Source organism: Cobetia sp. cqz5-12 (genome assembly GCF_016495405.1).
Taxonomy (GTDB): domain Bacteria; phylum Pseudomonadota; class Gammaproteobacteria; order Pseudomonadales; family Halomonadaceae; genus Cobetia.
On the sequence record NZ_CP044522.1, the window covers coordinates 635,057 to 660,230 of the forward strand.

Here is a 25,174-nt window from a genome sequence, read left to right on the forward strand (position 1 = left end):
AGTAAGGACGGGAATGAGGGGTTGGCATGGCGGATGAGCAAGGCAAGCGTCTGTTGATCGGTCTGATTGATCTTCCCGGCTCGCGGCGTGATGCGCTGGCGAACCTGTTGACGGATGAACGCTGTGCGGTGGCGGCCTGTGATGGCATCGCGGCACTGCCCAGCAGGGTGGCGGTGGTGGTCGCGCATGTCGAGGCCGTTTCCAGTCATGAGTGGGCGCGTCTGGCCGAGCGTCTGCCGACGGTGGTAGTGGCCGAGAGCCGTGGCGATGAGTGCCTGTTGCCAGCGGTGGAGGCTGGGCTGGTCGATTACCTCATCTCGCCGCGCGAGCATGGCTCGGTGTTGCGCAGTCTGCTCAAGCGGGCGGCGGAGCATCACCAGCTGGCCCATGAGCACGCCAAGGCACGCGCGCGCCTCGAGGAGCTCAACGAGCACCTGGAGACGCATCTGGCGCTGCTGCGTCAGGACCAGCAGGCCGGTGGCCAGATCCAGCAGCGTCTGCTGCCCCAGAGCGGTCAGCACATCAATGGCGTCAGTTATGAGTACTGCCTGTCGCCGTCGCTGTATCTGTCGGGTGACTTCCTCGAGTATCAGGCGATCGACGAACGCTTCAGCCTGTTTTACTTTGCGGATGTCTCCGGTCATGGCGCCTCGTCGGCCTTCGTGACCGTGCTGCTCAAGCTGTTGTTCGCACGCGCGATCCGCCACTGGGAGGAACATACGCCGGAAACCTTCGGCCCCGAGTGGCTGGCACTGCTCAACCGTGAACTGATCGACAGTGGTATCGGCAAGCATGCCACGGTGATGTGTGGTGTGATGGACCGTGACACGCGCACGCTGCATTACACCCTGGGCGCCCAGCTGCCGATGCCGGTACTGGTCACGCCTGACGGCGAACTGCGTGAGCTGGAAGGCAGCGGTCGGCCGGTGGGGCTCTTCCCAGACACCCGCTATCCAGCGTATCGTGTGGCGCTTCCTGAGCGCTTCCGCCTGTGGCTGGCCAGTGATGGTGTACTGGAATGCCTGCCGGGCGAGGCGCTGGAGGACAGGACTCGAGCACTGCATCAACGGATTCTGAGCAGTGAGGATGTGCAAGGATTGCGTCGTGGACTGGCGCTGGATGGCGAGCTGCCGGATGACCTTACCTTGATGACGCTGACAGGATTCCATGATGGATGAAGGACGTATCCAGGCCGTGTTCGAAGACGGCCTGTTCGTGCTCAAGCTATCCGGTGATGTACGCCTGACGCTGTGTGCCACGCTGGATCAGCAGGTACAGCGCGTGGCTGCGGTTGAGGGACTGGAAAGCGTGATCATCGATCTGCGCGAAGCGACCAATGTCGATTCCACCGCACTGGGCTTTCTGGCCAAGCTGGCGCTGGCGGTCCGCGACCGGCTGGTGATGCCGGCGCAGGTGGTGGCTGCCCATCCCGACGTGCTGACCATGCTCAAGGTGATGGGGTTCGACGAGGTGGCCAGTGTCGTGGATGCCGGCAGCCTGCCGGAGGCGGACCAGGCCGATCTGGACGGAGCCTCCTGCAGCAACGCGCCAGCGCTGAACGAGTCTCAGGATGACGCCGATGCCTCGCCCCAGCAGGAACAGGAGCTGCGCGGGCGCATTCTCGAGGCTCACCGGCTGTTGATGTGCCTGAATGGTCACAATCGCCTGGAGTTCCAGCCGCTGATCGAGCTGCTGGAAAGCGAGGAGCATCGCCAGCCGCACTGAAGGCGCGCTGGGACGTTGAGCCTGACAGCACGTCGCTTAAAGCACGAATCTGACAGCGCGAATCAGACAGCACGTTTCTAAAAGCATAAAGAAAGCGCCTGCCGTGAAACACGGCAGGCGCTTTTTGTTGCCTTGGCCATTCAATGAGCTCTTGCTTAACAAGAGCTCATCATCGGCGCTATGCTCCGTTGGCTCAGTGGCTGCGCAGTTCGGCCAGCAGAGTCTCGAGCTTGCGCTGATCGGCCATGAACTTGCGGATACCTTCGCCCATCTTCTCGGTGGCCATGGCGTCTTCGTTCATGTCCCAGCGGAAGTTGGACTCGGTCAGCACTTCCGGCACGTTCTGCTCGGCATCGGCGGCCAGCAGGCGACGTTCAAGCGGGCCTGTGCTCTCGGCCAGCTCACCCAGCAGTGCCGGCGAGATGGTCAGGCGGTCACAGCCGGCCAGCGCTTCGATCTCGCCGGTGTTGCGGAAGCTGGCGCCCATCACGATGGTCTTGTAGCCGTGACCCTTGTAGTGCTCGTAGATGGCCTTGACGGACTTCACGCCCGGGTCGTTGTCGCCGCTGAAGTCGGCGTCCGGCTGATTGGCCTTGTGCCAGTCGAGGATACGACCGACGAAGGGCGAGATCAGGGTCACGCCAGCATCGGCACAGGCCTGGGCCTGGGCGAAGCTGAACAGCAGCGTCAGGTTGGTGCGGATGCCCTCGCGCTCGAGCTTCTCGGCGGCGCGAATGCCTTCCCAGGTGGAGGCAGTCTTGATCAGGATGCGTTCCTGACCGACGCCATTGGCGGCGTAGCGCTCGATGATGCGATGCGCGCGACGGATGGTCTCGTCGGCATCGAAGGACAGACGGGCGCTGACCTCGGTGGAGACATAGCCTGGCACCAGGCCGGCGATCTCGGTCCCGATGTCCACGGCCACGGCGTCAACGGCATCATCGATGTCGGTGGCCTTGCGCGCGACTTCGGTCAGGCGCTCGCGACGTGACGGGTCCTGAGCGGCCTGCAGGATCAGTGACGGGTTGGTGGTAGCATCAGTGGGCGCGAAGCGACGAATGGCCTCGAGGTCACCGGTGTCGGCGACGACGGTGGTCATTTCCTTGAGTTGGGAGAGCTTGTCCTGTGCCATGCAAGAGTTTCCTGTACTGAGCGTGAGCCACCCGAAGGGGTGAGTGGCCCTCATGAATAAGGCAAGAGGTGAAGGGCAGGGGCCGCCGGAGCGAGCGCTGCCACCGAGTGTGCACCCACGCCTGGCGGCTGTGAAGACATCTCGGGCCGATCGCCCCAAGTGGATGATCCGCGGGGATTTCATCAGCGTGATGTGACATTCGTCACCTGTGTAGGTCAACTGTATCAATTGTGTGGCGGCGCGCCCACTGTCGTCACCTGACGGCAAGAGCGTGGCGTTTTCGGCACGTGGGCATACCATCGAAAAACGATTGCAGGAGGGGATGTGGACAAGCGTCAAACCCGTCAGCTGGCCTTGCTGGTCGCGGCCAATACTGCCCTGGCTCCATTGGCCATCGATGCCTATCTGCCGGCACTGCCGGCCATGGCAGAAGACCTGGCGACCACGGTGCACCATACGGAGCTGTCGCTGTCGATCTTCCTGCTCGGCTTCTCGCTGGGGCAGCTGATCTTCGGCCCGCTGTCAGACCGTATCGGGCGCAAGCCGGTCCTGCTGTCAGGCATCTTCGTCTTCCTGCTGGCGAGTCTGGCCATCACCCAGGTCGAGAGCCTCGAGGGGCTCTATGCGCTGCGCTTCCTGCAGGCGCTGGGCGGCGGCGCCTCGGTGGTCAATTCCTCGGCGATCGTGCGCGATTGCTTCAGTGGCCGCGAGGCGGCCAAGGTGCTGTCCACCGTCGCGGTGATCATGATGCTGGCACCCTTGATCGCGCCTGCCATCGGCAGTCTTTTGCTGGGCATGGCGGGCTGGTGGCTGATCTTCGCCTTCCTGGCCGCCTATGCTGCCTTCCTGCTGGTGGTGCTGCCGCTGCGCTTGCCCGAGACCCGGCGCAAGCGCGAGGCGGACGAGCCGCCGGCCAGTCTCCTGCAGGTCGCGCGTGACTATGCCAGCGTGCTGCGTCACGGGCCGGCGATGGGCTATGCGCTGACGCAGGCGATGGGCTTCGGTGGCATGTTTGCCTTCATCACCGCGTCGCCCTACGTCTATATGCAACATTTCGGAGTGACAGCGGCCTGGTATCCGGTGCTGTTCGGCGCCAACATCCTGTTCATGTTCACCGCCAACCGACTCAACGTGCGTCTGCTGTCACGCCTGTCGCCACCGCGTCTGCTGCGCATCGGCATCGGTATCCAGCTGTGTGCCGCCATCCTGCTGGTGTCGGCGCTGGCACTGGGGCTGGACCTGCTCTACGTCATCGCGCCGCTGCTGATGGTGTTCGTCGGGGCCAACGGCATGGTGGCACCCAACGCGATCTCCTCGGCGCTGGAGTATTTCCCGCGCATCAGCGCCACGGCCAATGCGCTGATCGGCAGCATGCAGTTTGCCAGTGGCGCCGTGATCGGCATGCTGATCGCAGGCCTGGCGATGGATAGCCTGTGGCCGATGATCCTCGGCATGCTGGGCACGGCGCTGGTCAGCAATATTCTGCTGCGGGTGCTGGCAGGGCGCCGTGCCCTGGCGCGCCATGAGACGCCGCACGACTGAGAATGGCTTGAGCCGGCGACTGTCACACAGTTGTCATGAATGCTTGGCAAGGTACTCCCTGTAGACAAGAAGCCACCTCACTGGCTCATTCCTATCGCAAGGAGTTTCAGGCATGAAGGCGTTCCTCAAGTCCGGTCTCGCAGTGGCTGTCATCGCTGCATCAGTGGGTGCAGCAGAAGCCCGTGAACAGCTGCGTATCGTGGGGTCTTCCACGGTCTATCCGTTCTCCAGCTACGTCGCTGAAGAGCTGGGTGCCACCAGCGATTTCCCGACGCCGGTCATCGAATCCACCGGTTCCGGCGGCGGCATGAAGCTGTTCTGTGAAGGTGTCGGTGACAGCACTCCGGACATCACCAACGCCTCTCGTCGCATGAAGACGTCTGAATTCGAGCGCTGTGAAGAGAACGGCGTGACCGATATCACCGAAGCCATGATCGGCTTCGACGGTATCGCCTTCGCCCAGTCTGTCCGTGATGGCAGCATCGACCTGACCCGTGAGCAGATCACCCTGGCGGTCGCCGCTCAGGTGCCGGTCGACGGCAAGCTGGTCGACAACCCCTACACCAAGTGGTCCGAGATCGACCCCTCCCTGCCGGACCGCAAGATCACCGTCTACGGGCCGCCTTCCACTTCCGGTACCCGTGACGCCTTCGAAGAGCTGGTGATGGAAGTCTCCACCGAAGAGATGGAAGGCTACGGCGGTGAGGGTTACACCAACATCCGTCAGGACGGTCACTACATCGCTGCCGGCGAGAATGACAACCTGATCATCCAGAAGCTGGTCGAGAACACCGAAGCCTTCGGTATCTTCGGCTACTCCTTCCTCGAAGAGAATGCTGACAAGGTCGTCGGTGCTTCCATCGATGGCGTGCAGCCGGAAGCCGATGCCATCTCCTCTGGCGAGTACCCGGTCTCCCGCTCCCTGTTCTACTACGTGAAGAACCAGCACAAGGATGACGTGCCGGCTCAGCAGGCCTACAACGACCTGTTCATGAGCGAGAAGATGATCGGTGAGCTGGGCTACCTGAAGGGCATCGGTCTGATCCCGCTGCCGAAGGAAGAGCGCGCCACGCTTCGCGAGCAGGTCGCTGAGCGCACCAAGCTGACTCTGGCCGATCTCCAGAAGTAAGCAACGCAGCTGACCCTTGACGCGGCCGGTTGCCCTTGGCAGCCGGCCCGTTTGCTTGACTGGTCGCAGGGTTTCGCAAGGCATGAAGCCTTCCCCCTGTGAACAACGCGACTCCGGGACCCGAAAGATGCAGACTCAGCAGATCTTTCTCTTCTTCATAGGCATCGTGGCGCTGGCTGGCCTGGTGGCCTTCTTCAGCGGCCGCAGCAAGGCACAGCGTGTGCGTGCCAGCGGTGCTGAAATGTACGCCCAGCCGGATCAGTACGGCTGGTTCACGGCAATCTCCAGCGCAGGGCCTGCTCTGCTGGTCGGTCTGGCAGCCGTCGTTGCGATTGCCACCGCAGATATCGATATCGAAGGCATGCAGCTGCTGATCGCCAGTCTGGTCGTCGCAGCCGTCGGCCTGGTCATCGGCCTCGCCCTGGTGAAGCCTGATTTCCATGCGCGCAATGCCATCGAGACCCTCATTCGTTATGTGTTGATCGGCGCGGCGATGATTTCCATCGTCACGACGTTCGGCATTCTGGTCTCGATCATCTTCGAGGCCATCCGCTTCTTCCAGATGGAAAGCTTCTGGACCTTCATCACCGGCACCACCTGGGATCCGGGCAACAGCTTCCAGATGGCCGCCGGCCGTGGTGAAGGTGTCGAGAGCACCGCCAACTTCGGTGCCGTACCGCTGTTCGCCGGTACCTTCATGATCACCCTGATCGCGATGCTGGTGGCCATTCCCATCGGTCTGCTCGCCGCGGTCTACATGGCGGAGTTCGCCCCCGAGAGCGTGCGTACCGTCGCCAAGCCGGTGCTGGAAGTGCTCGCCGGTATCCCGACCGTGGTCTATGGCTTCTTCGCCGCCATCACCGTCGCGCCGCTGATCGTCGACATCTTCTCGCCGCTGGGCATCGAGGCGTCCTACAACAACGCGCTGGCACCGGGGCTGGTCATGGGCATCATGATCATTCCGTTCATCTCCTCACTGTCCGATGACGTCATCACTTCCGTGCCGGACACCATGCGTCAGGGCTCTCTGGCGCTGGGCATGACCCACGGCGAGACCATCCGCAACGTCATCCTGCCGGCCGCGCTGCCGGGCATCATCTCCGCGTCTCTGCTGGCCATGTCGCGTGCGCTGGGCGAGACGATGATCGTGGTGATGGCGGCGGGCATGCGTCCGAACCTGACCGCCAACCCGCTGGAAGACATGACCACCGTCACGGTGCGCATCGTTGCCGCGTTGACCGGCGACCAGGAATTCGCGAGTGCCGAGACATTGTCGGCCTTCGCGCTGGGTCTGGTGCTGTTCGTTGTCACTCTGCTGCTGAACATGGTCTCGGTGGTCCTGATCCGCCGCTTCCGTGAGAAGTACAGCGCCAACAACCTCTGAGGCCGAGACTAGACATGAGCCATTCATTCGACGATATCTCGGCCCAGCTGAAGGGCCGTCATCGCCGCACCAAGCGCCTGAAATTCATGTCCATGGGCGCACTCGCCCTGGCCGCCACCTTCCTGGTGGTCTTCATCGGCGACATGGTCATGCGCGGCTATCCGGCCTTCCAGCAGGCAGAACTGCACGTGCCGGTCACCTACAGCGAGCAGTCGCAGGAAATTCCGCTGGCAGCGGTGGAAGAAGACGTGCGTGATCTGGTCAGCCGCGGCTGGCTGCGTCAGCTGCCGCGCGACATGGCCGCTGACGCCAGCCTTATGGGGCAGACGATCGACCGCTGGGTGATCGCCGATGACCAGGTCGACCAGTATCTCAAAGGCCACAAGTCACACCTGAAGCCCAAGCAGACCGCCGTGCTGGACCGCATGGTCGAGAACGGCACGGCCGAGCTCAAGTTCAACATCAACTTCTTCACCACCGGTGACTCGAAGCTGCCGGAATACGCCGGTATCTGGTCGGCCGCGATGGGCACGATCCTGACACTGCTGGTCACGCTGGCCTTCGCCTTCCCGGTCGGCGTGCTGACGGCGGTCTATCTGGAGGAGTTCGCTCCGGACAACCGCTTCACCCAGGCCATCGAGATCAACATCAACAACCTGGCAGCGGTGCCGTCGATCCTGTTCGGTCTGCTGGGTCTGGCGATCTTCATCAACTTCTTCGGCATGCCGCGCTCCTCCCCGCTGGTCGGTGGTCTGACGCTGGGTCTGATGACCTTGCCGGTGATCATCATCACCACGCGCTCGGCGCTGCGCAGCGTACCGGACACCATTCGTCAGGCTGCCTTCGGCGTCGGCTGCTCGCGCTGGCAGGTGGTGCGTGACCACGTGCTGCCGCTGTCACTGCCGGGAATCCTGACCGGTTCCATCATCGGTCTGGCACAGGCGATGGGCGAGACCGCGCCGTTGATCATCGTCGGCATGGTGGCCTTCATTCCGGATGCGCCGACCGCCATCACCCAGGCTGCCACCGTGCTGCCGGCCCAGATATTCACCTGGGCGGGCGAGCCGGAGCAGGCCTATGTTGAACGTACTGCGGCGGGCATCCTGGTGCTGCTGTCAGTGCTGATCCTACTCAATGCCGCAGCCGTGATGCTGCGCAAGAAATTCGAGCGTCGCTGGTAGGCAGCTGCGAGGCGGCCCGCCGATTGGCCGGTCGCCTTTCACCCCTAGCCCTGGCCCACGACTCATCAAGGAATACGAGACATGAACAGCACCGTCGCCACTCCCACCAAGCCTGCCGCCGCCACTCGTCCCGGTAGCCCGGTCGTCATCAACGAAGACGCCAATCACGAGCTGGCCATTCGCGTGGAAGACCTCAACCTGTGGTACGGCGAGAAGCAGGCGTTGAAGAACATCAACATCGATATCTTCCAGAAGAATGTCACCGCCCTGATCGGCCCTTCCGGCTGTGGCAAGTCGACCTTCCTGCGCTGCCTGAACCGCATGAATGACCTGATCCGCAGCGTGCGCATCGAAGGTCTGGTCGAGATGGATGGCCGTGACGTCAATGCGCGCAACATGGATGAAGTGGCGCTGCGTCGTCGCGTCGGCATGGTGTTCCAGAAGCCGAATCCGTTCCCCAAGTCCATCTATGACAACATCGCCTACGCGCCGACCATGCACGACCTGGTCAGCCGTCGCGCCGACAAGGATGATCTGGTCGAGAGCGCGCTGCGTGATGCGGGTCTGTGGGAAGAGGTGAAGGACATTCTCGACCAGCCGGGCACCTCGCTGTCCGGTGGTCAGCAGCAGCGCCTGTGCATCGCGCGTGCCATCGCGGTCAAGCCGGACGTCATCCTGATGGATGAGCCGACCTCGGCACTCGACCCGATCTCCACCGCGACCATCGAAGACCTGATGGACAAGCTGAAGACCCAGTTCTCCATCGTCACCGTGACGCACAACATGCAGCAGGCGGCGCGCGTCGCCGATTACACCGCCTTCTTCCATATGGGGGAACTGGTGGAGTACAACGACACCAAGACCATGTTCTCCAACCCGAATACCAAGAAGGCCGAGGACTACATCACGGGTCGCTATGGCTAAGCAGTGCCAGCGTCGGGGCCCGGATGGCTGAGCCCCTGATCGCTTCCCGAGAACATCGCAGGCCGCACGACGACACGAGGCCCGGATCAGTGATCCGGGCCTCGTGTCGTTTCAGGGCAATGCTTTGTCTGCCGCCTGTCTTGTATCAGCCTTCCAGCTCGACGGCGATCGCGGTAGCTTCGCCGCCGCCGATGCACAGCGCCGCGATGCCGCGCTTCTTGCCGCGGCGTTCCAGCGCGTTGATCAGGGTGACGATGATGCGCGAGCCGGTGGAACCCACCGGATGCCCCTGGGCGCAGGCACCGCCGAAGACATTGACCTTGTCATGCGGGATGTCGTGGGCGTCCATCGCCAGCAGGGTGACCACCGCGAAGGCCTCGTTGATCTCGAACAGGTCGACGTCTTCTGTCGTCCATTCAAGGCGCTTCATCAGCGAGTCGATGGCGCCGATGGGCGCCAACGTGAATTCGCTGGGATGCTGGGAGTGGGTGCTGTGACCGAGGATACGCGCCTTGACGGCCAGCCCGCGTCGTTCGGCTTCATCACGGCGCGTCAGCACCAGTGCCGAGGCGCCATCGGAGATGGAGCTGGCGTTGGCGGCGGTGATGGTACCGTCCTTGGCGAAGGCCGGGCGCAGGGTGGGAATCTTGTCGAGGTTGGCCTGGAAGGGCTGCTCGTCCTGCTCGACCACGCTCTCGCCCTTGCGGCTCTTGACCGTGACGGCGGCGATTTCCGGTGCGATATCCCCCGATTCGGTGGCCGTCATGGCACGCCTGAGCGATTCGATGGCGAAGTCGTCCATGCGCTGGCGATCATAGCCGCGGGCATCGGCCACTTCCTGGGCGAACACGCCCATCAGCTTGCCGGTCTCGGCGTCTTCCAGCCCATCGAGGAACATGTGGTCCTTCAGCTCGCCATGGCCGAGGCGATAACCGCCACGCGCCTGGGTGAGCAGGTGCGGGGCGTTGGACATCGATTCCATCCCGCCGGCCAGCATGATGCGGTTGGTGCCCGCGCGAATCAGATCATGCGCCAGCATGGTGGCCTTCATGCCGGAACCGCACAGCTTGTTGATGGTGGTGGCGCCGATGCTGTCCGGCACCCCGGCCTGCCGCATGGCCTGCCGCGCCGGGCCCTGCTTGACGCCGGCGGGCAGCACGCAGCCGAAGATGCCCTCGTCGACATCGGCAGGCGTGAGGCCTGCGCGTTCGATGGCCGCCTTGATGGCCACCGCGGCGAGTTCTGGCGCGCTCAGCGTCGAGAGTGAGCCCTTGAGGCCGCCCATCGGCGTGCGGGCACCGGCGAGAATCACGATGTCATCGGCGCTGACGGCGGGGCCTGGCGTAGTGCGGGAAGCGATCGTCATGACGGTCTCCTGTGTCTTGTTATTGGAAGATCGAGTCGTGCAGTCGGCGTTGTGATCACTGCGTGGCTATGCTTTGATCCATTCAATCCCATAAACCAAGCAAGCGCTAGTTATACGATGAATGTAGCCACCGCCTCACCCCGTCGCAAGGAGCTGGTCCGTATCGCTGCCCGCCTGTTCGTCGAGGAGGGTTTCGATCGCACCACCGTCCGCATGCTGGCCCAGGAAATGGGCATCAAGTCCGGCAGCCTCTTCCATCACTTCGCCGACAAGCAGGAAATTCTGTGCGCCGTGATCGAAGAGGGCATGTTCAGTGCGCTGGCCATCGCCCGTGAGCATCTGGCGCGCTGCGAGTCGTGCCAGACAAGCGAAGTGACCGCCTCGGCGGCCTCGCAGCAGCAGGCGCGTGAGCGACTGCTGGCCCTGGCGCGTGCACATCTGGACACGCTGCTCACCGATCGCAATGCCCATGTGGTCGCGCTCTATGAGTGGCGACGGCTCGAGGGCCCGGCGCGCGAGCATCTCGTCCAGCTGCGCGATGACTACGAAGACCTGTGGCGTGACGCTATCGCCTCCGCCGTGGCTGCAGGGCTGCTCAAGGGCGATGCCGCGCTGCTGCGCCAGTTCATGCTCGGCGCACTCAACTGGACGGTACGCTGGTATCGTCCCGATGGAGAGCGCTCCCCCGATGAGCTGGCTGAAGCGCTGGTCGACAGCCTGTGTCGTCTGCCCTGAGCGAGAGTCGGTTATACGGCGTCCGTTACACGGCGTTTGCTACGCAGCCTCTGCAACTTTTGGCCAGACGAGCGTCACAGTGCTTGCCGCCCGACAGGCTTGTCGCTAACTTGACGTTTACGTTAACTGTAGATAGTTAGCGCCCAGTCATCTCACATCGCCCCGGAGCACCACTCAGGAGCCAGTCACGCCATGACGCCAAGCGATACAACAACAAACCGCACGTCACGCGACGCCTCTGCTGAATCTGCCGCTGCATCTGTCGCTACATCTGCCGAACCTGCGAATTCACACCCCATGCAACCTGCTGCCAGTCAGACGTTGAGCGATTATCTGGCTGCCTTCGATATCCAGGCCCTGCGCGATGAATTGTTCACCACGCCGCTCGACGCTAGCGGCGAGGGTGAGCTCGGCAATGCCTATGAGGCGTGTGTCGGGCGTCATCTGCGCGTCGGGCAGGGCGAACGTATCGCGCTGGTCCATGAAGACGAACAGGGCCGGGTGCGTGAGCTAAGTTACGCACAGCTCGACGAGCAGAGCGCGCGGATGGCGGCTGCCTTGAAGGCACAGGGCGTGATGGCGGGGCAGCGGGTCGCCTGCATGCTGTCGCGTACGCCGGAGCTTCTGATCGCGCTGGCCGCGACCTGGCGGCTGGGCGCCGTCTATCAGCCGCTGTTCACCGCCTTCGGTACCGATGCGCTCGACTATCGCCTGTCGCGCGCCGAGACGCAGATCGTGATCACCGAGACGAGCCAGCGCAGCAAGTTCACTGAGCTTGCCCGCCATCCCGTGATCATCTGCGTGCGCGGTGAGGGAGACGCACTGGAGGCGGGTGATCTCGACTGGCAGACATTGATGCAGAGCGAGCCACTGACCGAGCCGCCAGTGCTGCTGCCAGCGGAGGCGCCTTTCCTGCAGATGTTCACTTCCGGCACGGTCGGCAAGCCCAAGGGCGTGGCGGTGGCGCTGAATGCGCTGCCCGCCTTCTGGCTCTATCAACGCCTGGCGGTGGACCTGCGCCCCGGCGAGCGCTTCTGGAACATGGCCGACCCCGGCTGGGCCTACGGGCTCTATTACGCCATCACCGGCCCGCTGTTGCTGGGTGCCACCACCTACTTCATGCAGGCGCCGTTCAGTGCAGAAGGCGGGCTGGCGTTCATGGAGCGTCACCGCATCGACAATTTCGCGGCCGCGCCCACGGCCTATCGCATGCTCAAGGCCTCCGGGCTCGGTGAAGGTGCCTTCGAGCGCCTGAACCTGCGGGTCGCAAGCTCCGCCGGTGAGCCCCTCAACACCGAGGTGGTGGGCTGGGTCGCACGGGAGCTGGGCTGTGCTGTGATGGACCATTACGGCCAGACCGAGACCGGCATGACCTGCTGCAATCATCACGCGCTGGCCCATGAGGTCGTGGTCGGCAGTGTCGGCTTCCCGCTGCCCGGCTATCGGCTGGCCGTGCTCGACGCCGAGTATCGTGAGCTGCCGCCGGGCGAGCCGGGTGTGCTGGCGGTGGATATCGCCCGCTCTCCCGCACACTTCTTCGCCGGCTACACCTGGCAGGAGAAGCAGCCCTGCGTCGAAGGCTATTACCTGACCGGAGACGTGGTGGTGGCAGAGCCCGATGGCCGCTTCACCTTTGCCGGGCGTGACGACGACATCATCACCACTGCGGGCTATCGCGTCGGCCCGGCGGATGTCGAGAACGCTGTGCTGGTACATCCGGCGGTGGCGGAATCGGCGGCGGTCGGCAAGCCGGATGCGCTGCGCGGCGAGATCATCAAGGCCTATGTAGTGCTGCGCGATGGCCATGTCGGCAGTGACGAGCTGGCGGAGGAAATTCGCGCCAGCGTGCGCCAGCGTCTCTCGGCGCACAGCTATCCGCGCGAGATCGACTTCGTCGACAGCCTGCCCAAGACGCCATCGGGCAAGATCCAGCGTTTCCTGCTGCGGGCACAGGCGCGCGAGAGCTGAGCGCAAGGACACACGCGCTGCTGGCAGGTAAGGCTGCGTATCCGGCAGGCAAGGCCTGTCGCTACCTTTCTGGAGACTCGTTTCATGAAGATCGCCGACCACTGCTTTCTGATCACCGGCGCAGCATCCGGCCTCGGGGCCGCCACGGCCTCACGTATCGTCGCGGCCGGCGGCCAGGTGGTGCTGGCGGACCTTGCCGAGGCCGCACGTGAACAGGCCGATGCGCTGGGGGAGGCGGCACGCTTCTGTCATTGCGACATCACCGACAGCGCCAGTGTCGAGGCCGCTCTGGATGTCGCGGAGCAGACCTTCGGTGCCATTCATGGGGTGATCCACTGTGCCGGCGTGGTGAGCGTCGCCAAGCTGGTGGACCGTGACGGCGAGCCTGCTCCGCTGGAGGGATTCGATAAGACGCTGGCGATCAATCTGAGCGGCACCTTCAACGTGGCGCGCCTGACGGCGGCACGCATGGCGCGTAATGCTGCCGAGGGCGAGGACGGTGAGCGGGGCATCATTCTCAATACCGCCTCGGTCGCGGCCTTCGATGGCCAGGTGGGGCAATGTGCCTATAGCGCCTCCAAGGCCGGGGTCGCCGGCATGACGCTGCCGATGGCGCGCGAGCTGGCGCGCCATGGCATTCGCGTGATGGCGATTGCGCCCGGCGTGTTCGAGACACCGATGATGGCCGGCATCCCGGAGCCGGCTCGCGAAGCGCTGTGCGAGGCGGTGCCGTTTCCCAAGCGTCTGGGCAAGCCCGATGAGTTCGCGCGTCTGGCCGAGCACATCATTACCAACAGCATGCTCAACGGGGAGGTGATCCGCCTCGATGGCAGCATCCGCATGGCCTGAGGCTGGCAGGCAAGGCCTTAGCCGTCTGGACCGTGCTCTCTTCAAGGGAGCACGGTGCACAAGGAATCTTGCAGGACAGGTTATCTCTGGGGGAGATATTGCTCGATCGCGGCTGCGGTCGGGCTTTTTTGTGTCTGTCTCTTGTGTCCTTTTTTGTTTCTGCCATGCGCGCGGGGCGGTATGTATACAGGGCTTGCCATTGTCGGGGCAGGGCTTGCCACTGATGAGACCGCGCCTGCCACCAATGTCGCAGGCCAGAAATCAAACGACCGCTTGACGGTATGGCGAAGGAGGCGTTAATTTCAAACACATGTTTGATAGTGTTGCGTCAGACCTGTTCGCCGCCAGCGACTCGCTTCTTCATTGCTCGAGTGAGTGTTGCGCCGCCTGACAAGCGTCTTGCCGCTACCTGTCATTGTTAAGGTCAGCGCCGCCGCGTCGCGACGGCTCAAGGAGTAAAGCATGCCGGACTATCAGGCGCCGTTGCGCGACATCCGCTTCGTGATGAATGAGCTGCTCGACTATCCCGCGCACTATGCCAGCCTGCCGGGTGGCGATGAGGCCAGCGACGATATCGTGACCGCCATCCTGGAGGAGGGCGCACGCTTCGCGCACGAGGTGCTGACGCCGCTGAACCAGTCGGGCGACCGCGAGGGCTGTACCTTCGAGGGCGGCGAGGTCAAGGCGCCGAGCGGTTTCAAGGCTGCCTATCAACAGTATGTCGAGGGCGGCTGGCCGAGTCTGGCTGCCTCACCGGAACATGGCGGCCAGGGGCTGCCGCCGTCACTGGCGATGGTGCTCTCGGAAATGGTCGCCTCCGCCAACCTGTCATGGGGCATGTATCCGGGCCTCTCGCATGGCGCGATGAATGCGCTTGAGCATCACGGTAGCGAGGTGCTCAAGCAGACCTATCTGACCAAGCTGGTCGAAGGCAGCTGGACCGGCACCATGTGTCTGACCGAGCCGCATTGCGGCACGGATCTGGGGCTGATCAAGACCCGCGCCGTACCGCTGGATGACAGCGATGGTAGCAAGGGATATGCCATCAGCGGCACCAAGATCTTCATCTCGGCCGGTGAGCACGATCTTTCCGAGAACATCGTGCACCTGGTGCTGGCCAAGCTGCCGGATGCCCCGGAAGGTTCGCGTGGCATCTCGCTGTTCGTGGTGCCCAAGTTCCTGCCGGACGCCAATGGCGAAGCCGGTGAGCGCAACGGCGTCAGCTGTGGCTCCATCGAGCACAAGATGGGCATTCACGGTAACGCGACATGCGTGATGAACTTCGACTCCGCCACAGGTTTCCTGGTCGGCCCGCCGCACAAGGGGCTGGCCTGCATGTTCACCATGATGAATGCCGCGCGTCTCGGCGTGGGCATCCAGGGTGTGGCGCTGGCCGAGGTCAGCTTCCAGAATGCGCTGAGCTATGCGCGTGTCCGTCTGCAGATGCGTGCCCTGTCTGGCGCCAAGGCACCGGAGAAGGCGGCTGACCCGATCATCGTGCATCCGGACGTGCGCCGCATGCTGCTGACCCAGAAGGCCATCGCCGAGGGCGGGCGCATGCTGGTGATGTACGCCGCTCAGTTCAATGACATCGTCGAGAACGCTCCGGACAGCGAAGACAAGGCGCGTGCCGATACCTTGCTCGGCCTGCTGACGCCCATCGTCAAGGCCTTCCTGACCGAGACCGGCTTCGAGGCGACCAACCACGGCGTGCAGGTCTACGGCGGTCACGGCTTCATTCAGGAATGGGGCATGGAGCAGTTCGTGCGCGATGCGCGTATCACTCTGCTCTATGAAGGCACCACCGGTATCCAGGCGCTGGATCTGCTGGGCCGCAAGATCCTGATGAGCCAGGGCGAATCGCTCAAGATCTTCACCAAGGAGATCCACAAGTTCTGCCAGGCCAGCGAAGGCAGTGAGTTTGCCAATCCGCTCGCCGAGCTCAACCGCGAATGGGGTGAGCTGACCATGGCGGTGGGCATGGGCGCGATGCAGGACCGCGAAGCCGTCGGCGCGGCCAGTGTCGATTATCTGATGTATGCCGGTTACGTCACGCTGGGCTACCTGTGGGCGCGTGCCGGTGAGACGGCCAGGGCCGCGCTGGCGGCTGGCGAAGGGGATGCTGCCTTCTATCAGGCCAAGCTGGATACCGCGCGCTTCTACTTCCAGCGCATCCTGCCCCGCACGCAAGGCCACGCCGCGATGATTCGCGCCGGTGGCGAGACGCTGATGGCGCCGACGGTGGAAGGCTTCGGCAGCGGCTTCGAGATCTGATGACGGCGTCAAGCCTGACAGCAACTTGAAGACTCAGCAGCTCGATGTATCGGCAACAGTCGTGTCTTATGCCTCCAGTCAGTGCGCTCTGACTCGGTACCCTTGGGGAGACTTCGGTCTCCCCATTTTTTGTGCGTCTTGAGGGAGGCGCGGGTTTTCCCCGACACGAGCAATCAATCTCGTTTCAGTCTTGGCTTGTGACAGGCATGCGCCCAAGATAGGCGCATCGAAGTCTGTCCCGATGAATTCGCGGGGCAGCGACGCGCATGTACTAATGGCAAGTACTGATGGCAAGCACTGACAGGATAGGTGGCGCAGGATGCACGCGAACGACACGCCTGAGGAAAGATCGCGACACGAGGAAGCGCTGCCCGAAGCGCAGATGGCTGATGCGCAAGTGCCTGACGATAGCGTTGGCGAGCCACGCAGCGTCAGTGAGGGGACTTCCATCGAGGAGGCCGTGACACGCATGCAGGTGCCACGCGACGAGCGTCAGCAGGAGGCACTCGAACGCTCCGGACGTTCTCGCCACGCGCCCCGCGTGCGTCGCGCGCTGGAGATTCACCCCTTGCTGGTCGGCATGGCCGCAGTGGTCATCATCATCGGCGGCCTCAAGCTGGCGGCGGACCTGGTGGTCCCGCTGCTGCTGGCGGTGTTCGTCGCTGCGGTCTGCGACGCGCCGGTACGTTGGCTGGCACGTCATGGCATCGGGCAACGCTTCGGGGTGCCGATCGTCATCCTGACGGTGTGCGTGCTGTTCTCGTCGCTGACGGCGCTGCTGGTCTCGCGCTTCACCCTTTTCAGCGATGAGATGCCCAAGCTTGAGGAGAGCCTGCGCGAACAGTATCAGAGCATGCTGGAATGGCTGGCGGACAGTGGTGTATCCATCGCGCCGGCCCGTTTCAGCGAGCTGGTCGACCCGGCCTCGTTGACCCAGTGGGTGCCGAACCTGCTGACCGGGCTGGGGGGGCTTTTGTCCTCTAGTGTCATCATCGTGCTGACGGCCACCTTCCTGCTCTATGAGGCATTGTCACTGCGCGACAAGCTGGTCAGCACGCTGCGCAGCCCGCATGTCAGTCTGCGCCGCTTCACGCTGTTCTCGCTGACGCTGCGCCGCTATCTGGCGGTCAAGACCTTGATCAGCCTCGTGACCGGGGGACTGGTCGCGATCAGCTGTCTGGTGCTCGATGTGGAGTTCGCCTTCCTGTGGGCCACGCTGGCCTTTTGCCTCAACTACATCCCCAACATCGGCTCGGCGCTGGCCGCGGTGCCTGCGGTGTTGCTGACGCTGGTGATGCCGGAGGGTGGCGCGGTCAAGGCGCTGATGCTGGGCGGCTGTTATCTGGCGATCAACTTCATTCTCGGCAACTTGATCGAACCGCGCGTGATGGGGCGCACCCTGGGGCTGTCGACGCTGGCCGCCTTCCTGTCGCTGGTAGTGTGGGGCTGGGTGTTCGGGCCGGTGGGCATGCTGTTGTCGGTGCCGATCACCATGACGCTCAAGATCGCCTTCGACTCGCACCCGGGCACGCGCTGGGCGGCGCGTCTGCTGGGCCCCTCCGTGCGCCGGATCCGCCGTCGTCGACGCATGGCGGAGGAATGATCCGCGAGCCAGCTCTGCGAGCATGACCCGCTGCCTGAATACCAAAGGCCCCGTCACGCTGTGCGTGACGGGGCCTTTGGTTATCGAATCAGTGCGCAGTGACTGGCGGGGCAGTCACCTGTCAGCAAGTCGATTCAGAGGTTCTGCTCGATGAACTGGCTCAGCTGACCCTTGGATTGGGCACCGACCAGAGAGGCGACCTTGGCGCCGGACTTGAACAGGATCACGGTCGGCACGCCACGCACGCCTTGCTCGGCAGCGATTTCCGGCGCGTCATCGACATTGACGTTGACGATCTTCAGGCCTTCGCCTTTCTCGTTGGCGACTTCTTCGACGACCGGCGCCATCATCTTGCACGGACCACACCACGGGGCCCAGAACTTCAGCAGGACCGGGGCTTCAGCGTTGAGAACTTCCTGTTCGAAGTTGGCGCCGGTGACATCGACGTGATTGGACATCTTGTTTCTCCAGGGGATTCGTTTCGCTGTCTGCGGCATTGCCGGACATGCAGGCTGCGTCCGATGGTAGCGCCACTTTGCATCACTGACAAATGGGCATTGTCCATCGGCTCAATAGCACGGGGTTATGATCGCTAGTGTTTTTATAGCTGTTTTATTGGTTTGAGGGAATAGCAACGGGGCAGGCAATGTGGATTGCCTGCCCCGACTTTGGTATTGCCTGTGCGAAGGATCCCGCAGCAAGGAGAGCTCAGAAGAAGGCGTAACGGATGCCCAGCCCCAGCAGCAGTGTCGTCAGCAGGCCCTGCAGCAGGCCGCCAGGCATGTGGCGTGTCAGGCGTGCGCCCAGGCTGATGGCGGGCAGTGAGCCGACCAGCAATGCGCCGAGCAACAGGAAGTCGACATTGCCCAGCCACAGATGGCCAAGGCCGGCGACCAGTGTCAGTGGCACGGCGTGGGCGATATCGGTGCCGACGATGCGTGCGGTGCTCAGCAGCGGGAACAGCATGATCAGCACGGCAGCACCGAAGGCGCCGGCACCTACGGAGGACAGGGTGACGCATACGCCGAGCACGATGCCTGACAGCACTGTCAGCGGTGCCGCGTGGCGTACGATGAAGCTTTCCGGGCTGATCAGCCCCAGCAGGCGCTTCTTGAACAGCAGCACGCCGGCGGTGAGGATCAACATCACGCCCAGCATGCCCTTGATCAGGCCTGCGTAGGCGGTGGGGTCAGTGAAGAAGGTATGCAGGACCGCAATCGTCAACAGCGCCGCCGGCAGCGAGCCGATGGCCAGGCGCCGAGCGATGGTCCAGTCCACATGGCCCTGGCGATGGTGCGCGAAGGCACCGCCCGCCTTGGTAATGGAGGCATAGAGCAGGTCGGTGCCCACGGCGATATGCGGCGGGAAGCCGAACATCAGCAGCAGGGGCGTCATCAGCGAGCCGCCGCCCACGCCAGTGACACCGACCGCGAAACCCACTCCGGCGCCTGCCAGCACGTATAGCAGCAGTTGTGTGACTTCCATCCCTACCTACCCCCTTGTCAGGTTACTGTCGCCAATCTACTCTTGAGCGTATATTCCCGAAAGGAATCATTATTCATGATTTTATCGCCCGATCATCTTAGCAAGGTGACCGGCCATGTCCGGGCCACTGTCACGCCGCTTCGCGTCGATGGTGCTTCTCAGGAGAGTGAAGCCGCATGAAACTCCAGCAGTTGCGTTATATCTGGGAAGTCACCCGCCACAACCTGAACGTGTCCGCCACCGCGCAAAGTCTGTACACCTCCCAGCCGGGCATTTCCAAGCAGATTCGTCTGCTGGAAGATGAGCTTGGCGTCGAAATCTTCGCGCGCAGTGGCAAGCACCTGACGCGGGTGACCCCGGCCGGCGAGTCCATCGTCGAGCTGGCAAGCCAGGTGCTGCGCACGGTGGAGAACATCAAGCACGTCGCCCAGGAGCACAGTGACGACCGTCGCGGCAGCCTGTCGATCGCCACCACGCACACCCAGGCGCGTTATGCCTTGCCGCCGGTGATCGCCGACTTCACGCGCAAGTACCCGGATGTCGCGCTGCACATGCAGCAGGGCACGCCGAAGCAGATCGCCAACATGGTCAGTGAGGGACAGGCCGACTTCGCCATCTGCACCGAGTCGCTGGAGCTGTTCAACGACCTCATCCTGCTGCCGTGCTATCGCTGGAACCGTTGCGTACTGGTGCCCAAGGATCACCCGCTGGCCAATGGCGAGGAACTGACCCTCGAGTCGCTGGCCAGTTATGCGCTGGTCACCTACACCTATGGCTTCACCGGGCGCAGCCAGCTGGATGATGCCTTCAAGTCCCACGGCCTGGCGCCCAACGTGGTGCTGACCGCCTCGGATGCCGATGTCATCAAGACCTATGTGCGCCTGGGCATGGGCATCGGCATCGTCGCGCACATGGCGGTGGACGAGGTGGCCGATGAGGACCTGGTCGCGCTGGATGCCACGCATCTGTTCGAGAGCTCCACGACCAAGATCGGCATCCGTCGCGGTACCTTCATGCGCAGCTACATGTTCGAATTCGTCGAGCGCTTCGCGCCGCACCTGACGCGTGAGCGCGTCGAAGCGGCACTGGCCGCCGGCCCGCGTCATGAGCACGAGATCTTCCACGACATCGAGCTGCCGGTGCGCTGAGTGCCGGTGGACTGAGTGTCGCTCGCCTGATTTTCGTAGTGCAGATGAAAAAGCCCGCCTCCTGAGAGGCGGGCTTTTTGCTGGCTGCAGCTCGAGCGCACAGCGTCAACCACAGGGCTCAGTGTGCCAGATGCAGGCCACACTCGCGGTTGTCTTCCGCCTTGGTCGGGTCGACGTAGTCGAACTCATTGGGCAGGTCGTGGGCGACCAGATACTCGTGCATCTGCTTGGACGACCAGTGGAGCACCGGTGCGACCTTGATCAGGCCATCGCCGTTCAGCGAGACCGGCTGCATGCCGGCACGGAAGGCGGTGTCACTGGCGCGCACGGCGGTGAACCACATCTCTGGATTCAGTTCACGCAGGGCACGCTCGAAGGGCTCGAGCTTCACTTCGCGGGTGAAGGCTTCGTGGCGCGGGTCGTCGATATGCGGCGTGGGGCCATCGACGGCTTCACGGTGCGCGCGGGTACGCTGCGGCAGATAGATGATGCGATTCAGGTTCAGCTTGCGTGTCACCTCATCGGCGAAGCGATAGGTGGCGTCGGTGTTGTAACCGTTGTCCATCCACACGATCGGGATGTCGGGACGGAAGCGCGTCACCATGTGCAGGATCACCGCCTCGAAGGGACGGAAGTTGGTGGTGCAGATGGCGTGCTTGTCCAGCGACAGAGCCCAGCGGGTCAGGGCTTCCGGGTCGTTGCCGAATTCGGTATTGATGCGGGCGAGATCGAAGGTATCGGACATGAGGAGTCTCCAGAACGAGGGCACGTCCGATGGAGCGGGGCGCAGGGCTGATCAATGGCCAGAAAAGGTCATCAGCAGAGGCGAGTAGCGCTCAAGGAGACGTGCAGGAATGCGCCTACCCTATCAAAGGCAGGCACTGCTTCCCCAATACGAATTCGTTCGAACGTTATATGCCATCGAGTTATGGCGCTTGTGACGGCTTATAACGCAGTCTGTCAGCCAAGCGCTTCCATCAGCCGCTGGATCTTGGCCAGGCTCTCGCGGTATTCGGCTTCTTCCTCGGAGTCGGCGACCAGGCCGCCGCCGCCCCACAGATGCACCTGGCCCTCGGCGATCACCGCCGTGCGGATCGCGATGGAGGTATCCATGTGGCCGCGGATATCCAGATAGCCGAGGCTGCCGCAATAGGCGCTGCGGCGCACCGGCTCCAGCTCCTCGATGATCTGCATGGCGCGAATCTTGGGCGCGCCGGTGATGGAGCCGCCGGGGAAGGCTGCGCCGAGCAGGTCCAGCGCATCGCGCCCTTCCTCCAGAGTGCTGGTGATGGTGCTGACGGAATGATGCACGTTGGCGTAGCTTTCCAGTGCGCACAGTGATGGCACCCTGACGCTGCCGGGCGCGGAGACGCGGCCCAGGTCATTGCGCAGCAGGTCGACGATCATCACGTTCTCGGCGCGGTCCTTGGGGCTTTCCAGCAGCTCGGCGGCCAGTCGCGCGTCCTCTTCCGGCGTCGCGCCACGTGAGCGGGTGCCCTTGATCGGCTTGGTTTCGACGGCGCGGTGATTGACCTCGACGAAGCGTTCCGGCGAGACGGAGACGATGGCCATCTCGTCGCCCTTGGCGTCCTGCCAGCTCAGATAGCCGGCGTAGGGTGTCGGCGTAGCCTGACGCAGTCGCCTGTAGGCATTCCAGCTGTCGCCGCTGCACTGCGCGCTGAAGCGTTGCGTCAGGTTGATCTGGTAGCAGTCACCGGCATGCAGGTATTCCATCACCTGACGGAAGCGTTCGCCGTAGCCCTCGCGATCCAGCAGCGCCGCGAAGGGGGTGTCGAGGGCGAAGTTGACGCTGCTTGGCACCGGTTGCTCCAGCCACTCAAGCACCTGCCGGCGCCGTTGGGGCGAGGCGATCAGCCAGCTCTGCTGGCGCTGATGATCACTGATCAATGCCCAGTCGTAGAGACCGAGCCGCGCCCAGGGCAGGGCGATATCATCCTGCGCCTGGACAGGCAGATTCTCCAGCGCGCGGCCGAAGTCATAGCTCCAGTAACCCAGCAGACCAGCGATGAACGGCAGGTCCTCGGCGCTCAGATCATGCTGGGCGAGCTCTTCGCCTGCCAGCGTCTGCGGCAGCAGGGTCAACAGCTGGCGCTGGGCCTCGATCACCGGCAGGCGGGCGAGGCGCTCCAATGCTTCACTGAACTGGCTCAGGTCACGCATCGACTCCGGCAGTGGGCCGGTGAGCTTGCCGCCATGCGCGCCTTGTTCCAGCACGGCCAGCGGGTCGCTGCTGATGATGTCGAAGCGACCGCCGGCCAGTGAAGGCTGGCCGCTGTCGAGCAGCACGGCGTCGGGGCGCGTACGCAGGCGTGCGAAGCGCGACAGTGTGGAGGCCTCGTCCTCGGCGGCGAGGGCATAGGGCAGGGCAGTGATTTCGAGCGAGATGGTCATGACAGCTTCCGTTGGCGGACAGGGCATTCTAGGCATCCAGACGCGTTTTGTCCGCCCATGCGTGCGGATTCCGATGAGGGGCTGTCCTTGTTGGCTTGCCGTTCTCCCGTGCGCTGATTAAGGTGCCTGCCTCTGAACGCCCTGCGCTGTCATCGATGACTGCATTGACGCACGTGCTGACGTTCTCCCAGTCCGCTTGCCCAGTCTCTTGCCCAGCCCTTGGCAACCCACCGGAGCCCCTGCATGCATCCCGAGTTCGAACATGGCCAGCATCTGCTGGCTCGCCCTGATCAGACCCTCTTCTGGCAGCGTCTCAAGCGGCATGGCGCCCAGGGTGGGCGTCGACTGCTGATGCTGCACGGCGCGGGTGTGGCCGGCACGCTGACCTGGGCGCCGCTGGTCGGGCATCTTGCGGCCCATGACGAGTTAATCATTCCTGACCTGCGCGGCATGGGGCAGACGGTGTCACCCGATGGCGGCGAGCCTCCTTTCACTCTCGAGCAGGTTGTCGAGGACGTGATGGCGCTGATCGAGACCCAGCGCATCACGCATTTCGACCTGATCGGCTACAGCTTTGGCGGGCTGGTCGCCATGCGTCTCGTCCAGCGACTGCGCGCCGAGCGCCCGGAGGTGAAGATCGGTGACATCAGTCTGCTGGAGCCGGCGCTGCTGGAGCGCGAATGCCACGCCACCATGATCCAGGTGCGTGACGGCTACGCCGAGGCGGCGCGCGCCATGCGCGAAGCCCCGAGCCCCGAGGCCGGCATCACCGCCTTCCTCGACCTCATCTCGCCGCATCGTACGCGCAACCCGCGTGCCGAGCGCATGATGGTGGCGCGACTGGCACACCGCCACCTGGGCTTCGCCAATGCGCTGGACTGTGTCACTCATGCCGTGCGCGAGATCGACCGTGAGGTGCTGCTGGCCGACGTGCTGGCCTCAGGCAGCGAGGTGCGCAGCCTGGTCGGCGGCAAGAGTCCGCAGACCCTGCGCGACTATCACAGCCTGCTGGCTGAGCGTCATGCGGGCTGGCAATCGCTGGAAATCCCCGGTACCGATCACTCGCTGCCTTTCCAGAAACCCCGCCGCATCGGCGCGGAGCTCAGCTTCGCATAAATCGCATGATTGTCGACAAGCCGGCCGATGAACGGTCTGGCATTGATGCTCAAGACGCCCCGTCAGCCTGTGCTGTCGGGGCGTCTTTCGTCTCGGCCGCTACCGACTGGAATGTCTCTGATCTGTCATCGTGTGATGACTGTCATGGCGGCTTTTCAGGCAGTTCCTTCTTGTTATGACAGCCGTTTATCCAGCGCGTGCCAACGCTCTTACGCCAAAGGTGTAGGGGATTTGGCGGATTGCATCTTGACCCACTCAGGCTCGCTGGCTAGTCTGGCAGTCATTGAATGATTGTCGACAATGGTGCTGAAAGTCCCTCATCGCCATTGTCCTGCCTCAGCCCCTTGCCCAGCCGGATTGCCTGACCGCCATGACCACCGATGCCTTTCACAATGCCACCACCGCTCGAAGCCTTGCGCGCGGCGCGACTGCCGAGCAGGCAGGTCACACCGCTTCCGCGACGGCAGCGACCCCCGAGGTGCGTACCCTGGCCGAGCGTGTCTTCCACCAGCTGCAGGACGCCATCGTGCGTGGCGAGCTGGCACCGGGCAGCAAGATCACCGAGCCCGGCCTGGCTCAGGCCTACGGGATCTCGCGCGGACCGCTGCGCGAGGCCATGCGCCGCCTCGAGGTCCATCGTCTGATCGAGCGCGTGCCCCACGTCGGCGCGCGGGTGGTCAAGCTCTCGATGACCGAGCTGCTGGAGCTGTTCGATGTGCGTGAGGCACTGGAAAGCATGGCCGCCCGTCTGGCCGCACGCCACATGACACAGGAAGAGGTCGCGCGGCTGCGCAGCGTGCTCAAGACCCACGAACAGCAGTCGGACCTCAAGACCGGCACCGCCTACTTCCAGAAGGAAGGCGATCTGGACTTCCACTATCAGATCGTTCTCGGCAGCCATAACCACATGCTGATGACGATTCTCTGTGATGACCTCTATTACCTGGTGCGCATGTATCGCACCCAGTTCAGCGCCAGTGGCTCGCGTCCGCAGAAGGCCTTCGTCGAGCACCACCGTATCGTCGATGCCATCGAGTCCGGCGATGAGGAACTGGCGGAGTTGCTGATGCGCCGCCACGTCAGCGCCTCGCGGGAGAACGTCGCCCGCCGCTATGCCGCCACGCTCAAGCAGGAGCAGGGCGAAGAGTGAGCTGACGCACCGCTCACGACTTGAACCGACCGAACAATTCCAACCCCGTCA

At 63.5% G+C, this 25,174-nt stretch carries 21 protein-coding genes; 15 read left to right on the forward strand and 6 right to left on the reverse strand.

The genetic code is table 11. From position 1 onward, the window contains the following. Positions 1-26: 26 nt before the first annotated feature. Together F8A90_RS02700 and F8A90_RS02705 are read left to right on the forward strand one after the other, a co-directional pair. The gene (locus F8A90_RS02700; protein WP_200018846.1) at positions 27-1,178 is read left to right on the forward strand and encodes a PP2C family protein-serine/threonine phosphatase; all 1,152 of its coding nucleotides are present in this window, start codon (positions 27-29) and stop codon (positions 1,176-1,178) included. After that, the gene (locus F8A90_RS02705) at positions 1,171-1,725 is read left to right on the forward strand and encodes an STAS domain-containing protein (protein WP_200018849.1); all 555 of its coding nucleotides are present in this window, start codon (positions 1,171-1,173) and stop codon (positions 1,723-1,725) included. The genes F8A90_RS02700 and F8A90_RS02705 overlap by 8 nt, the downstream gene beginning before the upstream one ends. Before the next feature lie 193 nt (positions 1,726-1,918). Here the strand turns inward: F8A90_RS02705 and tal are convergent, their stop codons facing one another. After that, complete coding sequence (gene tal, locus F8A90_RS02710) at positions 1,919-2,857, reverse strand: transaldolase (protein ID WP_043333980.1); 939 nt, start codon at positions 2,855-2,857, stop codon at positions 1,919-1,921. A gap of 324 nt (positions 2,858-3,181) precedes the next feature. Between tal and F8A90_RS02715 the strand changes: the two genes are divergently transcribed. From F8A90_RS02715 to pstB, 5 genes are all read left to right on the forward strand, one after another. Beyond that, positions 3,182-4,399 (forward strand): Bcr/CflA family multidrug efflux MFS transporter, encoded by a 1,218-nt coding sequence (locus F8A90_RS02715; RefSeq protein ID WP_200018850.1) that lies wholly within the window; start codon positions 3,182-3,184, stop codon positions 4,397-4,399. A 112-nt stretch (positions 4,400-4,511) separates the two neighbouring features. After that, positions 4,512-5,528, forward strand: a complete 1,017-nt coding sequence (locus tag F8A90_RS02720) for a PstS family phosphate ABC transporter substrate-binding protein (protein ID WP_166019859.1) — start codon at positions 4,512-4,514, stop codon at positions 5,526-5,528. A 127-nt stretch (positions 5,529-5,655) separates the two neighbouring features. Further along, entirely contained in the window at positions 5,656-6,912 is a 1,257-nt protein-coding gene (gene pstC, locus F8A90_RS02725) for a phosphate ABC transporter permease subunit PstC (RefSeq protein WP_043333977.1), read from the forward strand. 14 nt (positions 6,913-6,926) lie between these two features. Continuing rightward, positions 6,927-8,093, forward strand: a complete 1,167-nt coding sequence (gene pstA, locus F8A90_RS02730) for a phosphate ABC transporter permease PstA (protein WP_166019861.1) — start codon at positions 6,927-6,929, stop codon at positions 8,091-8,093. An 81-nt stretch (positions 8,094-8,174) separates the two neighbouring features. Further along, complete coding sequence (gene pstB / locus F8A90_RS02735) at positions 8,175-9,017, forward strand: phosphate ABC transporter ATP-binding protein PstB (protein WP_200018852.1); 843 nt, start codon at positions 8,175-8,177, stop codon at positions 9,015-9,017. 145 nt (positions 9,018-9,162) lie between these two features. Here pstB and F8A90_RS02740 read toward each other — a convergent pair whose 3' ends face one another. Beyond that, a complete protein-coding gene (locus F8A90_RS02740; RefSeq protein ID WP_166019863.1) occupies positions 9,163-10,383 on the reverse strand; it encodes an acetyl-CoA C-acyltransferase in 1,221 nt (406 codons plus the stop codon). A 117-nt stretch (positions 10,384-10,500) separates the two neighbouring features. Here F8A90_RS02740 and F8A90_RS02745 point away from each other — a divergent pair, with 117 nt between their 5' ends. The 5 genes from F8A90_RS02745 to F8A90_RS02765 all read left to right on the forward strand — a co-directional run bounded on the left by F8A90_RS02745 (position 10,501) and on the right by F8A90_RS02765 (position 17,812). Beyond that, the gene (locus tag F8A90_RS02745; protein WP_200018854.1) at positions 10,501-11,118 is read left to right on the forward strand and encodes a TetR/AcrR family transcriptional regulator; all 618 of its coding nucleotides are present in this window, start codon (positions 10,501-10,503) and stop codon (positions 11,116-11,118) included. A gap of 297 nt (positions 11,119-11,415) precedes the next feature. After that, positions 11,416-13,086: an AMP-binding protein gene (locus F8A90_RS02750; RefSeq protein ID WP_200018856.1), complete on the forward strand. Its 1,671-nt coding sequence runs from the start codon at positions 11,416-11,418 to the stop codon at positions 13,084-13,086. A gap of 84 nt (positions 13,087-13,170) precedes the next feature. Continuing rightward, positions 13,171-13,935, forward strand: coding sequence for an SDR family NAD(P)-dependent oxidoreductase (locus tag F8A90_RS02755; RefSeq protein WP_200018858.1), 765 nt, complete (start codon positions 13,171-13,173; stop codon positions 13,933-13,935). A gap of 462 nt (positions 13,936-14,397) precedes the next feature. Next, positions 14,398-16,209: an acyl-CoA dehydrogenase C-terminal domain-containing protein gene (locus F8A90_RS02760; protein WP_200018860.1), complete on the forward strand. Its 1,812-nt coding sequence runs from the start codon at positions 14,398-14,400 to the stop codon at positions 16,207-16,209. A gap of 382 nt (positions 16,210-16,591) precedes the next feature. Next, positions 16,592-17,812: an AI-2E family transporter gene (locus F8A90_RS02765; RefSeq protein ID WP_233593418.1), complete on the forward strand. Its 1,221-nt coding sequence runs from the start codon at positions 16,592-16,594 to the stop codon at positions 17,810-17,812. Positions 17,813-17,946: 134 nt separating this feature from the next. Here the strand turns inward: F8A90_RS02765 and trxA are convergent, their stop codons facing one another. Together trxA and F8A90_RS02775 are read right to left on the reverse strand one after the other, a co-directional pair. After that, positions 17,947-18,270, reverse strand: a complete 324-nt coding sequence (gene trxA / locus F8A90_RS02770) for a thioredoxin (protein ID WP_043333971.1) — start codon at positions 18,268-18,270, stop codon at positions 17,947-17,949. 250 nt (positions 18,271-18,520) lie between these two features. After that, positions 18,521-19,297: a sulfite exporter TauE/SafE family protein gene (locus F8A90_RS02775; RefSeq protein ID WP_166019868.1), complete on the reverse strand. Its 777-nt coding sequence runs from the start codon at positions 19,295-19,297 to the stop codon at positions 18,521-18,523. A gap of 176 nt (positions 19,298-19,473) precedes the next feature. Between F8A90_RS02775 and cysB the strand changes: the two genes are divergently transcribed. After that, a complete protein-coding gene (gene cysB / locus F8A90_RS02780) occupies positions 19,474-20,445 on the forward strand; it encodes an HTH-type transcriptional regulator CysB (protein WP_043333969.1) in 972 nt (323 codons plus the stop codon). A gap of 118 nt (positions 20,446-20,563) precedes the next feature. On the opposite strand, the gene F8A90_RS02785 is transcribed toward cysB, so the two are convergent. Together F8A90_RS02785 and pabB are read right to left on the reverse strand one after the other, a co-directional pair. Then, positions 20,564-21,190 carry a phosphoadenosine phosphosulfate reductase domain-containing protein gene (locus tag F8A90_RS02785; RefSeq protein ID WP_200018862.1) on the reverse strand — a complete coding sequence of 209 codons (627 nt, stop codon included), beginning with the start codon at positions 21,188-21,190 and terminating at the stop codon, positions 20,564-20,566. Between the two features lie 215 nt (positions 21,191-21,405). Next, positions 21,406-22,857: an aminodeoxychorismate synthase component I gene (gene pabB, locus F8A90_RS02790; protein ID WP_200018865.1), complete on the reverse strand. Its 1,452-nt coding sequence runs from the start codon at positions 22,855-22,857 to the stop codon at positions 21,406-21,408. A gap of 243 nt (positions 22,858-23,100) precedes the next feature. On the opposite strand from pabB, the gene F8A90_RS02795 reads away from it, so the two are divergent. Together F8A90_RS02795 and F8A90_RS02800 are read left to right on the forward strand one after the other, a co-directional pair. Continuing rightward, positions 23,101-23,973, forward strand: a complete 873-nt coding sequence (locus F8A90_RS02795; RefSeq protein ID WP_200018867.1) for an alpha/beta fold hydrolase — start codon at positions 23,101-23,103, stop codon at positions 23,971-23,973. A 370-nt stretch (positions 23,974-24,343) separates the two neighbouring features. Next, entirely contained in the window at positions 24,344-25,123 is a 780-nt protein-coding gene (locus tag F8A90_RS02800; RefSeq protein WP_084209281.1) for a GntR family transcriptional regulator, read from the forward strand. The last annotated feature ends 51 nt before the right edge of the window (positions 25,124-25,174 follow it).

Bases quoted from the DNA above. Each gene is read 5' to 3' on its own strand.
- F8A90_RS02700 (WP_200018846.1), top strand. From the start codon at position 27: ATGGCGGATGAGCAAGGCAAGCGTCTGTTGATCGGTCTGATTGATCTT.
- F8A90_RS02705 (WP_200018849.1), top strand. From the start codon at position 1,171: ATGGATGAAGGACGTATCCAGGCCGTGTTCGAAGACGGCCTGTTCGTG.
- tal (WP_043333980.1), bottom strand. From the start codon at position 2,857: ATGGCACAGGACAAGCTCTCCCAACTCAAGGAAATGACCACCGTCGTC.
- F8A90_RS02720 (WP_166019859.1), top strand. From the start codon at position 4,512: ATGAAGGCGTTCCTCAAGTCCGGTCTCGCAGTGGCTGTCATCGCTGCA.
- pstC (WP_043333977.1), top strand. From the start codon at position 5,656: ATGCAGACTCAGCAGATCTTTCTCTTCTTCATAGGCATCGTGGCGCTG.
- pstA (WP_166019861.1), top strand. From the start codon at position 6,927: ATGAGCCATTCATTCGACGATATCTCGGCCCAGCTGAAGGGCCGTCAT.
- pstB (WP_200018852.1), top strand. From the start codon at position 8,175: ATGAACAGCACCGTCGCCACTCCCACCAAGCCTGCCGCCGCCACTCGT.
- F8A90_RS02740 (WP_166019863.1), bottom strand. From the start codon at position 10,383: ATGACGATCGCTTCCCGCACTACGCCAGGCCCCGCCGTCAGCGCCGAT.
- F8A90_RS02745 (WP_200018854.1), top strand. From the start codon at position 10,501: ATGAATGTAGCCACCGCCTCACCCCGTCGCAAGGAGCTGGTCCGTATC.
- F8A90_RS02750 (WP_200018856.1), top strand. From the start codon at position 11,416: ATGCAACCTGCTGCCAGTCAGACGTTGAGCGATTATCTGGCTGCCTTC.
- F8A90_RS02755 (WP_200018858.1), top strand. From the start codon at position 13,171: ATGAAGATCGCCGACCACTGCTTTCTGATCACCGGCGCAGCATCCGGC.
- F8A90_RS02760 (WP_200018860.1), top strand. From the start codon at position 14,398: ATGCCGGACTATCAGGCGCCGTTGCGCGACATCCGCTTCGTGATGAAT.
- F8A90_RS02765 (WP_233593418.1), top strand. From the start codon at position 16,592: ATGGCTGATGCGCAAGTGCCTGACGATAGCGTTGGCGAGCCACGCAGC.
- trxA (WP_043333971.1), bottom strand. From the start codon at position 18,270: ATGTCCAATCACGTCGATGTCACCGGCGCCAACTTCGAACAGGAAGTT.
- F8A90_RS02775 (WP_166019868.1), bottom strand. From the start codon at position 19,297: ATGGAAGTCACACAACTGCTGCTATACGTGCTGGCAGGCGCCGGAGTG.
- cysB (WP_043333969.1), top strand. From the start codon at position 19,474: ATGAAACTCCAGCAGTTGCGTTATATCTGGGAAGTCACCCGCCACAAC.
- F8A90_RS02785 (WP_200018862.1), bottom strand. From the start codon at position 21,190: ATGTCCGATACCTTCGATCTCGCCCGCATCAATACCGAATTCGGCAAC.
- pabB (WP_200018865.1), bottom strand. From the start codon at position 22,857: ATGACCATCTCGCTCGAAATCACTGCCCTGCCCTATGCCCTCGCCGCC.
- F8A90_RS02795 (WP_200018867.1), top strand. From the start codon at position 23,101: ATGCATCCCGAGTTCGAACATGGCCAGCATCTGCTGGCTCGCCCTGAT.
- F8A90_RS02800 (WP_084209281.1), top strand. From the start codon at position 24,344: ATGACCACCGATGCCTTTCACAATGCCACCACCGCTCGAAGCCTTGCG.